The sequence below is a fragment of the Pseudomonas sp. QL9 genome, assembly GCF_041409665.1.
In the GTDB taxonomy this organism is placed as follows: Bacteria; Pseudomonadota; Gammaproteobacteria; order Pseudomonadales; family Pseudomonadaceae; genus Pseudomonas; species Pseudomonas knackmussii.
Map to the genome: position 1 here is coordinate 107,578 of NZ_CP166971.1, position 13,624 is coordinate 121,201.

Genomic DNA, 13,624 nt, shown 5'->3' on the forward strand with positions numbered 1-13,624 from the left:
GTTCCACCCATGACCGCTTCCTCCGACTGGATCACCGTTGGCGCCCTCGCCGAGGGCTTCGCCCCCGAAGCCTTCATCCTGCCCCGCCTGGCCGACCTCGCCGGCCAGCGCATCGAGCTGAACTTCGCCAACGGCTGGCGCATCGAGCACCACTTCGACGCCGAGACCACCCGCTGGAAAGCCGCCGACGGCCACTCCGCCGGCGAGGCCCCCTACCGCGCCACCTCGGTGCGTCCGGGCATCGTGCTGGTCGACTTCATCAAGCACGAAGGTGGCCAGGCCTGGTCGATCAGCCTGGTGCTGGACCGCCACAGCCAGTCCTTCACCGCCGTGCTGGGCCGCCTGCCGGAAGCCGCCGAAACCCACGAGGGCCTCTACCACCGCGCGCTGGCCGGCAAGGACCTGACCGGCGTGCAGGTCGAGTTCCTCCACGGCAGCCTCGACCGCCCCTGGCAGGATGGCGCCTGCCCGCACGCGCCCACGGCCGATCTGGTCGGCCTGCGCAACCGCTATCGCTACAGCCCCAGCGAGGTCTACGAGCACATCTACCTCAACGAGAACTACTACAGCTGGCAGTGCCTGCGCGGCGTCGAGGCCGGGCTGTGCGACACCGACCGCTGCCACTACTACAAGATCGCCGACCAGCTCTACCTGTTCGTCTGGCGCGAGAAGATCGTCCCGACCCTGGGCCTGGTGATGATCGACATGCAGCAGCACCGCAGCGACGGCAAGATCTTCGGCTACGCCGGCGCGAGCTTCGATGAGGTGTCGAACTTCCCGGTCAGCTCCTATTGCGACGTACTCAACCGCACGGACTATGGCCATGAGTGACGCCCGCACGGTGGTCATCACCGGCGCTGGCAGCGGTATCGGCGAGGCCTGCGCGCGGCGCTTCGCCGCCGAAGGCGCCAACCTGGTGCTGGTCGGCCGCCGCCGCGAGGCGCTGCAGCGGGTCGCGGCGGAAACCGGCGGGCTGGTGCTCGCCGGGGATGCCGCCGACAGCGCGACCTGGCGTGGCTTCGTCGAGCAGATCAGGGCGCAATTCGGCGGCATCGACGCACTTATCGGCTGTGCCGGCGGCCACGGCCTCGGCAGCGCCCTGCAGACCAGCGACGAAGGCTGGCAGGCCGCGATGCGCGGCAACCTCGACAGCGCCTTCCAGAGTGCCCGGGCCTGCCTGCCGGATCTGATCGAACGGCGCGGCAGCATCGTCCTGGTCGGTTCCATCGCCTCGCTGGCGGCCGGCCCGGAAGTGTGCGGCTACACCACCGCCAAGCACGCGCTCATCGGCCTGGTGCGCTCCCTGGCGCGCGACTATGGCCCAGGCGGCGTACGGGTCAACGCAGTGTGCCCGGGCTGGGTGCGCACGCCCATGGCCGACGAGGAAATGCAGCCGCTGATGCAGCACTACGGCGAGAGCCTGGACGCCGCCTATGCGCGGGTAACCGCCGAGGTGCCGCTGCGCCGCCCGGCGCGCGCCGAGGAGATCGCCAGCCTCTGCCGCTTCCTCGCCAGCGACGAGGCGTCCATCGTCACCGGCGCCTGCCTGGTCGCCGACGGCGGCTCGACCATCGTCGACGTGCCGACCCTCGCCTACGAACGCCTGGGAGATGCCGGATGAACGCCCGCTTCGACTTCACCGGCAAGACCGTGCTGGTCACCGGCGGCGCCCAGGGCATCGGCCGGCGCATCGTCGAACGCTTCGCCGCGAGCGGCGCGCAGGTGTTGATCGCGGACCTGCAGATCGAGCCCGCCGAAGCGCTCGCCAGTGAGCTGCGCGCGCAAGGCCGGGACGTACAGGCTGCGCAGGTTGACCTGGCCAAACTTCAGGCCATCGCCGGTCTGTTCGCCGGCCTGGCGCAACTGGACGTGCTGGTGCACAACGCCGCGTACTTCCCGCTGACGGACTTCCAGGCGATCACTCCGACGCTGCTGCAACGCACCCTGGACGTGAACCTCGGCGCGCTGTTCTGGCTGACGCAAGGCGCCCTGCCGCTGTTCGAGCGCCAGGGCGGCGGCTGCGTGCTGGCGACCTCCTCGGTGACCGGGCCACGCGTGGCCTATCCGGGGCTGAGCCATTACGCGGCGTCCAAGGCTGGGGTGAACGGGTTCATCCGCAATGCGGCGCTGGAACTGGCGCCACGCAAGGTGCGCGTCAACGGTGTGGAACCGGGCATGATCCGTACCCCGGCCATGGCCAACCTCGGCGACGACCAGCTCAACGCGAACATCGCTGTCGGCGTGCCGCTGGGCCGTCTGGGGGAACCGGACGACATCGCCAGCGCCATGCTCTTCCTTGCCTCCGACCAGGCGGCCTACATCACCGGGCAGACGCTGGTGGTGGACGGCGGCGCAACCCTGCCGGAGACCGCCGCGCGCACCTGACGAATACCCCTGCCATCCTGCATCTGCAGGATGGCAGGGGGCGCATATGGCGCGGATACTCGACTCCAAGGCCCTGCCCCGTCGCACTGACGCCCGGCCGCTCACTGATGACTGACAACAACAAATAAAGTCGCAGCAGGGGTATCCATGAGCAGCACCCAAGACCTGACGCTCAGCGCGCGCCGCTTCGGCGAATTCAACACCCTGGTGCTGGACCTCCAGCGCCTGGCCCAGGAATGCGCCCTGCCCGGTTTCCACGACAGCGCCATGCGCCGCCTGCAGCAACTGCTGGACTTCGACATGGCCTGGTGGGGCCGCGCCGGGCTGGTCGACGACCTTCCCTACGTGCACAGCAGCCACCTGTTCCAGCTGCCGGACAGCTACCTCGACGACTGGCGGGCGATCCTCGACCAGGACATCACCGTCAGCCGCGTCTACGCCAACCCCGGTCACTCGGTGCGCATCGACACCCGCGCCGCCGACTGCACGCCCGGCCTACGCTGGTTGGCCGAGAGCCACGGTTTCGGCGAATTCCTCTGCATCATCCACATCGACCCGAGCACCCAGCTCAGCCTGCACCTGAGCCTGTACCGGCGCATCGGCGCCCGGCCCTACGACGAGCAGGATCGCTTCCTCGTCGACCAGTTGATGCCGCATCTGGTGGCAGCCGAAGGCGCCAACCAGATCCGTGCGCTGGTCGCCCTGCGCGAGCGCCTGGACGCGCCGAATCCCCTGGCGCTGGCGGTGTGCGACCGGCACGGCATGCTGCATTACGCCGAGCGTGGCTTCGTCGGCCTGCTGCTGCGGGAGTGGCCGCGGTGGACCGGCCCTTGCCTGCCCACTGCGGTCGACCCGGCCGCTGGCTACAGCGGCCAGCACCTGCAGCTACAGGCCACCGCGGTGCACGACCTGCTGCTACTCAGCGCCCGCCTGCGCCCAGCCATGGCCCGCCTGAGCACCCGCGAGGCCGAGGTCGCGCAGCGCTTCGGCGGCGGCAGCACCTACAAGGAAATCGCCCGCGACCTGGGCCTCGCGCCGAACACCGTGCGCCATCACATCCGCAGCATCTACAGCAAGCTCGGCGTCAACGGCAAAGCCGGCATCGCGCAACTGCTGCATCACCCGCCCGGCTGATCGCCGACCGCTTTCCCCACCGCCTCCAACGCCTGACGCCGCGCCCGCGCGCGACGCCCGGGGAGGCTTTCGCTCGCCCCACCGTCAGAAGAAGAAAACCTCCATGAGACTGCACAGAAGCCTTTCGCTCTGCGCCCTTGGCGCACTATCCCTCGGCCACGCGCAGGCGGCCGACCTCAACGCCCGCGACTTCGTCACCGCACCGGTCGGCACCACGGTCGGCGTCACCTACCTGCCGCTGACCCGTTCCGAGGACTTCCACGGCGACGCCGACGCCAACGGCAAGGCCGACCTCAAGGTCAACGCCCTGGCCTACCGCCAGCTGTGGTTCAGCGACATCTGCGGAACCCTGTGTACCCCGCAGTTCATCGTGCCTTACGCCGACATCGAAGCGCGCACGCCCGGCGCCAGCGAGCACAGCCACGAAAGCGGCCTTGGCGATCCGCAGGTGGGCGGCACGCTGTTCTTCATCAACGACCCGCAGGCGCGTACCTACAGCGGCCTGCTGGTGCTGCTCGGCCTGCCGCTGGGCGAGTACCACGCCAAGGATCCGGGCGTCTCGCCGGGCGCAAACCGCTGGAGCCTGGACCTGAACTACAACTACACCCAGGGCGTCGGCGAGAAGTGGATGCTGGAAGCCAACCTCGAAGCCCAGCTCTACGGCGACAACGACGATTACCTTGGCGCCACCCTCGAACAGAAACCGCTGTACCGCCTGCAAGCCTTCGCCTCCTACGACTTCACCCCCAGCACCTACGGCGCGCTGCGCTTCATCGCTGCCGACGGCGGCGCCCTGCGCCTGGGCGGCCACGACCTCGACGACAGCCACCAGCGCTACACCCAGGCCGGCTTCGAGGTCGGCCACTGGCTGGACGCCCAGAACCAGTTACTGCTCGGCCTGACCGCACCACTTTCCACCGACAACGCCTATGCCCAGGACAACCTGCTGCTGCGCTTCGTCCACGTATTCTGAGGACCCCGTCATGACCCTCTCGCGCAATTCCTCGCCGGCTCTGCTGGCGGCCGTGGTGCTGTTCGCCGCGATCACCCCGGCGGTGCTGCTCACCGCGCCCGCCATCGCCAGCCAACTGGCCGTCCAGCTGCAGCTGGAACCGGCGCGCATCGGCGACCTGTTCGCCGTCGAGCTGGGCGCCATGAGCCTGGCCACCCTGCCCTCGCTGTACTGGCTGAAGCGCGTCGACTGGCGCCTGGCCGGCCTGCTCGCGGCGCTGGGCTTCATCCTCGCCAACCTGGCCTCGGCACAGGCTGTCGACTACCACACGTTGCTCGGCCTGCGCGGTCTGAGCGCCTTCTGCGGCGGATCGCTGATGATCCTCTGCCTCTCCTGCGCCGCCGGCATGCCCAACCCCAGCCGCGCCTACGGCATCTGGGTGCTCGGCCAACTGGTGCTAGGCGCCATTGGCCTGGCCTTACTGCCTCGGCTGTACCAGGCATACGGCCTGGGCGCAGGCTATCTGGCCCTCGCCGCACTCATGCTGCTGGCGCTCCCACTGGTGCGCGCCTTCCCGGCCGGCGCAAGTGCGGTCGCAAGGGGCGGCAGCCAACAGCCGGCGCCCGCGCGCTGGAAGGTGCTGACGGCAATCCTCGGGCTGTTCGGCTTCTACGTCGCCCTTAGCGCCGTCTGGACCTTCGTCGGTGCCATCGGCGCGCGCGCCGGGTTGTCCGCCACCCTCGGCGGCGAGGTACTGGCCGTGGCCACCCTGGCCGGCATCGTCGGGGCCGGCTGCGCGAGCCTGATTGGCGAGCGCTGGCGTCGCGAACGCCAGTTGGTCGCCGGCTTCTCGCTCATGGCCCTGGCCATCCTCCTGCTGCTCGGCGACCCGCCCCTGGCGCGCTTCGCCCTGGCCGCGCTGCTGTTCAAGTTCACCTGGACCTACGCCCTGCCGTTCATCCTCGCCAGCCTCGCCGAACTCGACGCCAGCGGCCGCCTGATGAGCCTGAGCAACCTGGTGATAGGCGCAGGCCTGGCCCTCGGCCCGGCCATCGGCGGGCGCCTGATCGGCGCCGACGGCAGCTTCCAGAACCTGCTGCCGGCCGCCGCCGCGCTCACCGTCCTCGCCCTCCCGCTGATCCTCGGCAGCCGCCCGCGCGCGGCTACCGCCACGCCCCAACCCCTCTGAATGGAGCTTCCCATGAGCCGACGCACTGCGTTCTTCTTCGATGAACTGACCCTCTGGCACAGCGCCAGCCAGCACGCCCTGTTCCTCCCCGTGGGCGGCTGGGTACAGCCGCCGGCCGGCGGCGGCCACGCCGAATCGCCGGAAAGCAAGCGCCGGCTGAAGAGCCTGATGGACGTTTCCGGCCTGACCCGTCGCCTCGACCTGCGCAGCGCCGAACCGGCCAGCGAGCAGGATCTGCTGCGCATCCACCCGGAGCACTACCTGCAACGCTTCAAGGCCCTCAGCGACGCCGGCGGCGGCGAGCTGGGCGACCACGCGCCCATCGGCCCGGGAAGCTACGAGATCGCCAGGCTCTCCGCCGGCCTGGCCATGGCAGCGGTGGATTGCGTGCTGCGCGGCGAGGCGGACAACGCCTACTCGCTGTCGCGCCCGCCGGGCCACCACTGCCTGGCCGACCAGGCCATGGGCTTCTGCATGCTGGCGAACATCCCCGTCGCCATCGAGGCAGCCAAGGCACGCCACGGTCTCGAACGGGTGGCGGTGATCGACTGGGACGTGCACCACGGCAACGGTACCCAGGCGATCTATGAGGAGCGCGGCGACGTCCTGAGCATTTCCCTGCACCAGGAGAACTGCTTCCCGCCGGGCTACGGCGGCGTCGCCGACCGCGGCCGCGGCGCAGGCCTGGGCGCCAACCTGAACATCCCGCTGCCCGCCGGAAGCGGCCACGACGCCTACCTGCAGGCACTGGACGAAATCGTCCTGCCGGCGCTGCAGCGTTTCCGCCCGCAACTGATCATCGTTGCCTGCGGCTACGACGCCAACGCAGTCGATCCGCTGGCTCGCATGCTGCTGCACAGCGGCAGCTTCCGCGCCATGACCGCGCGCCTGCGCGAGGCGGCCGAGCAGCTGTGCGACGGGCGTCTGGTGCTGGTCCATGAAGGCGGCTACGCCGAGGCCTACGTGCCCTTCTGCGGCCTGGCGGTGCTGGAGGAAATGAGCGGCCTGCGGACCGCGGTGGAAGACCCGCTGCTGGAATTCATCCAGTTGCAGCAGCCCGGCAGCGAAGCAGCTGCCTTCCTCCGCCAGCGTGTGCATGAGCTGGCGAAGCAACTCGCCGACTGACCGTCCGGCTGCCACGGCGGGCGCCGGCGCGGCGCCCGACCGTCCGCCGCAAAAGCGATGACGGTCACGCCGCCAGGCGGGACAATCGAAGCTGGAGCCGATCCTCGGTCTGACTCTTTTGAAGGCTGGGCAACACCTTGCCCGCCATCATGCAGGAGGCCATGCCATGAGCACCCTGACCATCGAGGGCTGGTGGAAGCCCAGCCCGGACGCCATGTCCACTCCCATCGAAGACATCCACTTCTACATCAGCGGCGCCGACCACCGTCGGTTGGAAGAAGCAGAAGAAAAGCTGCAGCGGACCCACGAAAAGGAATGCTGGGTAGACGTCGACATGAGCACCCTGGAGCTAGAGGTGCCGGAGGGCTACGGCCCGCTGAAGGATTGCCAGTTGCGCGTGTACCTGGACTTCGAGGAACGCGGCCACTTCCACCTGGTCGGCCACCGCGCCAACGACGGCAGCCTGATCTATACCAACGCCGTGCTCGTCGACCAGTTGCACTGAGACAACGTCAGGCCGCGCCTTGCAGCGCGCCGGCGCGAAAATCCTTGGGCGAACGCTCGAAGTGTTTCTTGAAGGCGCGGCTGAAGTGCGCCGAGTCGGTGAAGCCCCACTTGTAGGCGATGGTGGTGATCGACTCGCCCTTGAGGAATGGGTTGGCCAGGTCGTCGGCGCTGCGCTGCAGGCGCGCGCGCTGGATGTAGCGGCAGACGCTGTCGCCCTGCTCCTCGAACAGCCGGTACAGGTGGCGCACCGAAATGTTCAGGCGCTGCGCCAGGCCGACCGGCGTGAGGTTGGGTTGGGTGAGGGATTCGTCGATGACCTTCTGCACATAGCTGCGCAGGTTGGAGCCTTGCAGCGCGACGCCGCCCGAAGGTTCCGGGGTGCCGGCGGAAAGCGCCGGGCCCAGCAGGCTGATGAAGGCGTTCACCAATGCCTCGCTCTCGGCGCCGTGCTGGGTCGACTCCGGTTCGCGGCAGAGCTGGTCGACCAGCAGGTGCAGCATGCGCCCGCTGGCGCACGAAGACGACACCTTGCCGAACTTGCTGCGCCCCGGCAGCACCTTCTCCACTGCCGCGCGCGGCAGGTGCAGGGAGGCGTGTTCGATTAGGCCGAAGGGGTTGATCTCGCAGCTGCCCACCGAATCCATCAGCAGCAACTCGCCGGGGGCCAGCTGGATGTTCACGCCGTTCTGGCTGATCTGCGAGAAGCCGCTGCGCTGGCTGATCAGGAAGCAGTGACGGTCGTCGTCCTGGTCCGCATTGAGGCGCTTGCGGGCGATCAGCCCGGCATTGGTGCGCAGGTGCGCCATGGTCAGGCCGGAGTGCGATTGCGCGTGGATCTCGCCGATGAACAGCGAGCGGCTGAAGGCCAACTCGGTCTCGAATTGACCGCAGATCGAGCGCAGGGCCGCGCTCCAGCCTTCCAGTCCGACTCGTGCCGCGTGTTGGGCTTGCATACGCACCTCCATGGGGTGGCCTTGTTTTTGTTGCAAAACAGTTAACATGTTATCTATTTGCTCGCAACGAATTTCTGACAGCCCTTTCCTACGCAAATCGGATGCCAGTCGCGCTCGATAACCTGTAAATGAAAAGAGAGCGGCGAACCGCTCTCAGAAGTCGCCCAGCACCCGGCGCAAGTGGAACAGCGCGCGCAGCAGGTAGTCGCGCTGCTCGCGGCTCAGGCGCAGGTAACGGCGGAAGTTGGGCAGGCGGTTGACCACCTCGCTGGCCGCCATGTGCTCCAGGCGGATGGTCCAGCGACCGGCGGTGCGCTGCAGCTGCAGGCGCTTGAAGTCCAGCGGCAGCAATGCGCATTGCAGGTGCTCGTCCTGCGCCAGGCGCTCGGCGAGTCTCTCGCCCAGCGCGGCATCGCCGTCGCGCACCTTGCAGGCGATGCCCTGGCGGCGCAGGGCGCCGGTATGGCGCAGCTCCAGGGTCGCCGCCTCGTCGCCCAGTGCCGGCCCTTCGACGACGAACTCGGTCAGCACCAGGTGCATGAGGAACTGCGCCTGCGGCTTCTCGTGCAGCTCGAAGACCAGGCCGCCGTCCACCGTGGCGAAGCGCCCTGCCCCCGGCGCCAGCGCCTCGAACGCCAGGCCACCGAGGTTGCGCCGCGCCTGCTCCAGGGTCACCCCCGGGCGATAGCCCGAGGGTGCCTGGTTCCACCAGTCAGACAGCCTTGGAAGCATGGCCGTAGAACTCGCTGGAATGGATGCCCGGCTCGTTGCGGAATTCCTTCTCCAGCACCTCCTCCACCGGCACAGGACGGAACGGGTTGACCTTCTGCACCAGCAGGGTCCAGCCCAGCGCGTAGACGGCGGTCAGGCCGAGCATCACGGCGAAGGGCACGTAGATGTCGGCGGGGTTCATGCCCGGCGGGGTGATGTACCACATGCCGATCAGGATGCCGACGCTGGAAACGATCTGCGGCAGCGGGAACCACGGCGAGCGATAGGCGCGCGGCAGGTCCGGGCGGCGGATGCGCAGGCTGACCACCGAGATTGTCACCAGCAGGTAGGCCACGCCCCAGGCGCAGACCGCCGCCAGCACCAGGTTCATGATGTGGTCGGTGTTGCCGCGCAGCCAAAGCGCGTGGGCGCACGGAATCAGCACCGCCACCAGGATGCAGATCACCGGGGTCTTGAAGCGCGGGTGCAGGTAGGTGAAGAACTTCGGCAGCGCGCCGTCCACCGCCATGCCGTACATGATCCGCGGCACGCCGGCCATCAGGGTGTTGATGGTGGCGGCGCCGGCGAACAGGAAGCCCAGGCCCAGCCAAAGCGGACCGACGTGCCCCATCACCTGCTCGGCGAATTTCGGGATGGCCATGGGGGTGTCGAGCAAGTGCACGCCGGCGGCGGCATCGAGCAGCACGTTCTCCACCTGGCGCTTCATCGCCGCACCGTAGATGAACATGCACGCCGCAACGCCCACCAGGCCGAGCGCCATCGCACGCGGCATCACCTTCGCCGAGTTGCGCAGGTCGGGCGCCAGCGGGGTGACGAACTCGCAGCCGACGAACATGAACATCGCCATGCCCACCAGCGACAGCACGGTCTGCAGGTCGGTGCCCACGGTCGAGGCGCCGAACCAGCCGTCCAGCTGCACCGCGGGTGCCTGCATCAGGCCGAGCACGCCGAACACCATCAGCGTGGTCCACATGCCGAAGGTCAACACCACCTCGGCCTTGCCGAAGGCGTTGACGCCGAACACGTTGAGGATGCCGAACACCACCACGAAACCCACGCCCAGCAGCCAGGAACCGCCGGCCGACTCGGCCAGGGTGTTGAGGTGCTCGAAGTTCACCAGCGCCATGACCCCGGAGAGGATGGTCTCGGCGGTGCCGGCGAAGACGTGGACGATCAGGTAGGCGGCGATGGTCCCGGTGATGGCGAAGAAGCGCCCCATCCCGCAGGAGATGTAGTCGTACACCGAACCCGTGGTGGGCAGCACCGAGGCGGCTTCGGCGAAGGTGGTGGACTGCGCCAGCATCATCAGCATGGCGATCAGCATCGCCGCGGCGAAGGCGCTGCCGCCGATGCCGAAGCCCATGGTCGCGGTGAGGATGACGGGGCTGGCCATGATCAGCCCGATGGCGCTGGCCAGCGCGGTGGGGAATCCGACCGAGCCGCGTTGCAGGTGCTCGCTGAGCTTGTGGTTGATCGACATCTTGGTGGGCCTCTAAGCAGATGTTTTCGATTCTTGTGGGCTTAGGCATCAAGGGGCGGAGCCCCGCTACGACGGCGCGGCCGATTGTTGTGGAAGCGGGCCGCGATCCACCGGCACCGGCGCAGGACGCGGTCCGGTGAATCTTGCCAAACACTCTGCGCCTGCGCGCCGGCCGGTTCTTGCCCACGGCTGCCGGCGAATTTGTTGCTGGCTGCCAGGGCCGGCAGCCCGGGTCATGCGCCGCTGGCAGGCTCAGACAAGCCGCCCCTGCGGCGGCCTGGATAGCCTGAACGCCTACTTCGTTTCGGGAGCCACCCCATGACCAGCCAACTGATCCAACCCCTCGCCAGCGTCGAAGCCTTCCTCGCCCGCCGCCACGCCTCCTTCATCGACGGCGAGCAACGCCCGCAGGGCGACGAAGCCGTGCGCGTGCTGCGCAACCCGGCCGACGACAGCGCCCTGGCGGAAACCTGCCAGGCCGACCTCGCGCAGGTCGAGGCCGTCGTCCAGTCGGCGCACCGCGCCTTCCGCTCCGGCGCCTGGAGCCGCCTGGCGCCGGCCGAGCGCGAACGCACCCTGCTGCGCTTCGCCGACCTGGTGGAACAGCACGGCGAGGAACTGGCCCAGCTGGAAAGCCTCAACCAAGGCAAGTCGATCCACATCGCCCGCGCGATCGAGGTCGGTGCCACCGTCAATTACATGCGCTACATGGCCGGCTGGGCGACCAAGATCGAAGGCCAGACCCTCGACGTCTCCATCCCCATGCCCGCCGGTGCGCGCTTCAACGCCTACACCCGCCGCGAGCCGGTGGGCGTGGTGGCCGGCATTGTGCCGTGGAACTTCCCGATGATGATCGCGCTGTGGAAGGTGATGCCGGCGCTGGCCTGCGGCTGCACCATCGTCATCAAGCCCGCTGACGAAACCCCGCTGACCGTGCTGCGCCTGGCAGAACTGGCAATCCAGGCGGGCATCCCCGCCGGCGTGTTCAACGTGCTGCTGGGCCGCGGCTCGGTGGCCGGCGCGGCGCTGGTGGCGCACCCGCTGGTGAGCAAGGTGTCCTTCACCGGCTCCACCGAAGTCGGCAAGCAGGTCGGCGGCACGGCGCTGCAAAACATGACCCGCTTCACCCTCGAACTGGGCGGCAAGAACCCCATGCTGGTGCTGCCCGACGCCGATCTCGACAAGGCCGTGGCCGGCGCCATCGGCGGCGGCCTGCTGAACCAGGGCCAGGTGTGCGCGGCAGCCTCGCGCTTCTTCGTCCACGCGAGCTGCTACGATGCCTTCGTCGAACGCCTTGGTGCCCAGGTCGCGGAACTGAAGATAGGCGCGGGCATGGACCCGCAGGCGCAGATCAACCCGCTGGTCTCGCGCCGCCAGCAGGAAAGCGTGCTGCAGCACCTGCAGGTGGCCCGCGACCAGGGCGCGCGCATCGTCTGCGGCGGCAACCGCCCGGAGCTGCCCGGCTACTTCGTCGAGCCGACCGTGCTCGCCGGCGTTAACGCCGGCATGGCCTGCGCCCGCGAGGAAATCTTCGGCCCGGTGCTCTCGGTGCTGAAATACGAAGACCTCGACGTCGCCGTGGCGCAGATCAACGACAACCCCTACGGCCTGGCCGCGAGCATCTGGAGCAACGACCTGGGCAAGGTGATGGACCTGATCCCGCGCATCGAGGCCGGCACCGTCTGGGTCAACAACCACGTCCCGCTCGACCCCAACCTGCCCTTCGGCGGCTTCAAGCAATCGGGCATCGGCCGCGAATTCGGCCGCGCGGCCATCGAAGGCTTCACCGAAAGCAAATCGGTGTGCATCACCTATTGAGGGCGACCGGCAGGGCAACCATGGGGCTGCCCTGCCAGCGACTAGACTGCCCATGGGCAACCGAGCCGAATACGGATCCGATGCAAGTCGCGAAGGCCTGGGTTCCGTTGCATTTCGCTTCTTCGAGTGGCCGCAAATTCACAGAAGGAGAAAGGCCAATGCTTGGAACCACACCCCTTGAAGTGAGGGACCAGCTCCCCCTTCTGGACGAAGTGCTGGATTTCCACGCGGCCCAGCTGGGGCGCGACTTCACCGCCTACCGCAACCACGCCTATCGCATCGCCAACCTGTGCTTGGCGATGGTCACGGGCTCTGACGAAGACGAACGACTGACGCGCACGATCAGCCTGGCAGCCGCTTTCCACGACCTGGGCATCTGGACCGACGACACCTTCGACTACCTCGCGCCATCCCGGCGGCTGGCGCGGGACTGGATCGCGGCGAAGGGATGTCCGGTGGACACGGCGGAAATCGAGTCGATGATCGAGCAACACCACAAGATCACCCCGTTCAGGGGCGAAGGCGGCCGATTGGTCGAGGCGTTCAGGCGCGCCGACTGGGCCGACGTGTCATTGGGGATACTGTCTTCGGGGCTGGCGCGAGACTTTCTGCGCAAGCTCCACGCTGCCTTTCCTGCCGCGGGTTTCCACCTGCGCCTGCTGCAACTGACCGGCAAACGCACCCTCAAGCACCCGCTGAGCCCGCTGCCGATGATGCGGCTCTGATCGCCGGCGCTGGCTACCACTCCCCGCCGCTGAAGCACAGAAGCGGTTCGTAGCCGTTGCTGGCCTCGATCAGATGCGCCTGCTCCCCAATGGCTGAGCCCACTTGCCGAATGCGCAGGGTGCTGACCGGCGGGCCCTCGATCAGGGATCGCACATACGCGCATCGAGGTCGGGCCACCGGTATTCGCTCCTCGCATCCCCGGAGCGAAACGCTGGCCAGATAGCCATTCCAGCGAAGACCGAGCAACTCGCTCCTGCGCACCAGATGGCTGCGATGGATACGAACGAAATCCGCAGCGAACTCCTCTTCCAGAGCCTTCAGCGTCCCTTCGAAACACACACTCTTCGTCAGCGTGTGGGCGACGATGTACTTGTCTTCAGCGGCGAAACGAATGACATCCTGGGTTTCGACGATAAGTACGCAGTTCCCGATCTTGCTGCAGATCTTCTGTCGCATGGCACATACCACCTTGTTTTTTCTAATGAATACCTGGTCATGCGTGAAGGCAATGTAGTGGCACGCGGCGGTAGCGTCATCCGACGACCTGGTACGAGCGGCTGTAATTGATCGGATTCCGTCTGCAATTCGTCCGTTCGCGAAGCCGGCCCTAATCCCGACTGTAT

General features: G+C 67.9%; 14 protein-coding genes. 10 read left to right on the top strand and 4 right to left on the bottom strand.

The window, feature by feature from the left end; genetic code table 11:
• Positions 1-9: 9 nt before the first annotated feature.
• From ACA097_RS00570 to ACA097_RS00605, 8 genes are all read left to right on the top strand, one after another.
• Positions 10-831, top strand: coding sequence for a molybdenum cofactor biosynthesis F family protein (locus ACA097_RS00570; protein ID WP_371367753.1), 822 nt, complete (start codon positions 10-12; stop codon positions 829-831).
• Entirely contained in the window at positions 824-1,621 is a 798-nt protein-coding gene (locus ACA097_RS00575; RefSeq protein ID WP_371367755.1) for an SDR family NAD(P)-dependent oxidoreductase, read from the top strand. Before ACA097_RS00570 ends, ACA097_RS00575 begins: the two co-directional genes overlap by 8 nt.
• Positions 1,618-2,385 carry an SDR family oxidoreductase gene (locus ACA097_RS00580; RefSeq protein WP_371367758.1) on the top strand — a complete coding sequence of 256 codons (768 nt, stop codon included), beginning with the start codon at positions 1,618-1,620 and terminating at the stop codon, positions 2,383-2,385. The genes ACA097_RS00575 and ACA097_RS00580 overlap by 4 nt, the downstream gene beginning before the upstream one ends.
• Before the next feature lie 147 nt (positions 2,386-2,532).
• Positions 2,533-3,519 (top strand): LuxR C-terminal-related transcriptional regulator, encoded by a 987-nt coding sequence (locus tag ACA097_RS00585; RefSeq protein WP_052355252.1) that lies wholly within the window; start codon positions 2,533-2,535, stop codon positions 3,517-3,519.
• Positions 3,520-3,622: 103 nt separating this feature from the next.
• Positions 3,623-4,492 carry a transporter gene (locus ACA097_RS00590; RefSeq protein WP_371367761.1) on the top strand — a complete coding sequence of 290 codons (870 nt, stop codon included), beginning with the start codon at positions 3,623-3,625 and terminating at the stop codon, positions 4,490-4,492.
• Between the two features lie 10 nt (positions 4,493-4,502).
• On the top strand, positions 4,503-5,660 hold the full coding sequence (locus tag ACA097_RS00595; protein ID WP_371367763.1) for an MFS transporter: 1,158 nt from the start codon (positions 4,503-4,505) through the stop codon (positions 5,658-5,660).
• 12 nt (positions 5,661-5,672) lie between these two features.
• On the top strand, positions 5,673-6,785 hold the full coding sequence (locus ACA097_RS00600; protein ID WP_371367765.1) for a class II histone deacetylase: 1,113 nt from the start codon (positions 5,673-5,675) through the stop codon (positions 6,783-6,785).
• Between the two features lie 166 nt (positions 6,786-6,951).
• The gene (locus tag ACA097_RS00605; protein WP_160286950.1) at positions 6,952-7,290 is read left to right on the top strand and encodes a hypothetical protein; all 339 of its coding nucleotides are present in this window, start codon (positions 6,952-6,954) and stop codon (positions 7,288-7,290) included.
• A 7-nt stretch (positions 7,291-7,297) separates the two neighbouring features.
• Here ACA097_RS00605 and feaR read toward each other — a convergent pair whose 3' ends face one another.
• The 3 genes from feaR to ACA097_RS00620 all read right to left on the bottom strand — a co-directional run bounded on the left by feaR (position 7,298) and on the right by ACA097_RS00620 (position 10,457).
• Positions 7,298-8,245: a transcriptional regulator FeaR gene (gene feaR, locus ACA097_RS00610; RefSeq protein WP_371367768.1), complete on the bottom strand. Its 948-nt coding sequence runs from the start codon at positions 8,243-8,245 to the stop codon at positions 7,298-7,300.
• A gap of 153 nt (positions 8,246-8,398) precedes the next feature.
• The gene (locus ACA097_RS00615) at positions 8,399-8,977 is read right to left on the bottom strand and encodes a DUF3156 family protein (protein ID WP_371367771.1); all 579 of its coding nucleotides are present in this window, start codon (positions 8,975-8,977) and stop codon (positions 8,399-8,401) included.
• Positions 8,958-10,457: an APC family permease gene (locus tag ACA097_RS00620; protein ID WP_371367773.1), complete on the bottom strand. Its 1,500-nt coding sequence runs from the start codon at positions 10,455-10,457 to the stop codon at positions 8,958-8,960. Before ACA097_RS00620 ends, ACA097_RS00615 begins: the two co-directional genes overlap by 20 nt.
• A 318-nt stretch (positions 10,458-10,775) precedes the next feature.
• On the opposite strand from ACA097_RS00620, the gene ACA097_RS00625 reads away from it, so the two are divergent.
• Both ACA097_RS00625 and ACA097_RS00630 read left to right on the top strand, forming a co-directional pair.
• A complete protein-coding gene (locus ACA097_RS00625) occupies positions 10,776-12,275 on the top strand; it encodes an aldehyde dehydrogenase family protein (RefSeq protein ID WP_371367775.1) in 1,500 nt (499 codons plus the stop codon).
• A 158-nt stretch (positions 12,276-12,433) separates the two neighbouring features.
• Positions 12,434-13,000 (top strand): hypothetical protein, encoded by a 567-nt coding sequence (locus ACA097_RS00630; protein ID WP_371367777.1) that lies wholly within the window; start codon positions 12,434-12,436, stop codon positions 12,998-13,000.
• A 13-nt stretch (positions 13,001-13,013) separates the two neighbouring features.
• On the opposite strand, the gene ACA097_RS00635 is transcribed toward ACA097_RS00630, so the two are convergent.
• Entirely contained in the window at positions 13,014-13,457 is a 444-nt protein-coding gene (locus tag ACA097_RS00635) for a LytTR family DNA-binding domain-containing protein (protein WP_371367780.1), read from the bottom strand.
• Positions 13,458-13,624 lie beyond the last annotated feature (167 nt).

Coding starts and splice junctions, on each gene's coding strand:
- ACA097_RS00570 (WP_371367753.1), top strand. CDS start 10: ATGACCGCTTCCTCCGACTGGATCACCGTTGGCGCCCTCGCCGAGGGC.
- ACA097_RS00575 (WP_371367755.1), top strand. CDS start 824: ATGAGTGACGCCCGCACGGTGGTCATCACCGGCGCTGGCAGCGGTATC.
- ACA097_RS00580 (WP_371367758.1), top strand. CDS start 1,618: ATGAACGCCCGCTTCGACTTCACCGGCAAGACCGTGCTGGTCACCGGC.
- ACA097_RS00585 (WP_052355252.1), top strand. CDS start 2,533: ATGAGCAGCACCCAAGACCTGACGCTCAGCGCGCGCCGCTTCGGCGAA.
- ACA097_RS00590 (WP_371367761.1), top strand. CDS start 3,623: ATGAGACTGCACAGAAGCCTTTCGCTCTGCGCCCTTGGCGCACTATCC.
- ACA097_RS00595 (WP_371367763.1), top strand. CDS start 4,503: ATGACCCTCTCGCGCAATTCCTCGCCGGCTCTGCTGGCGGCCGTGGTG.
- ACA097_RS00600 (WP_371367765.1), top strand. CDS start 5,673: ATGAGCCGACGCACTGCGTTCTTCTTCGATGAACTGACCCTCTGGCAC.
- ACA097_RS00605 (WP_160286950.1), top strand. CDS start 6,952: ATGAGCACCCTGACCATCGAGGGCTGGTGGAAGCCCAGCCCGGACGCC.
- feaR (WP_371367768.1), bottom strand. CDS start 8,245: ATGCAAGCCCAACACGCGGCACGAGTCGGACTGGAAGGCTGGAGCGCG.
- ACA097_RS00615 (WP_371367771.1), bottom strand. CDS start 8,977: ATGCTTCCAAGGCTGTCTGACTGGTGGAACCAGGCACCCTCGGGCTAT.
- ACA097_RS00620 (WP_371367773.1), bottom strand. CDS start 10,457: ATGTCGATCAACCACAAGCTCAGCGAGCACCTGCAACGCGGCTCGGTC.
- ACA097_RS00625 (WP_371367775.1), top strand. CDS start 10,776: ATGACCAGCCAACTGATCCAACCCCTCGCCAGCGTCGAAGCCTTCCTC.
- ACA097_RS00630 (WP_371367777.1), top strand. CDS start 12,434: ATGCTTGGAACCACACCCCTTGAAGTGAGGGACCAGCTCCCCCTTCTG.
- ACA097_RS00635 (WP_371367780.1), bottom strand. CDS start 13,457: ATGCGACAGAAGATCTGCAGCAAGATCGGGAACTGCGTACTTATCGTC.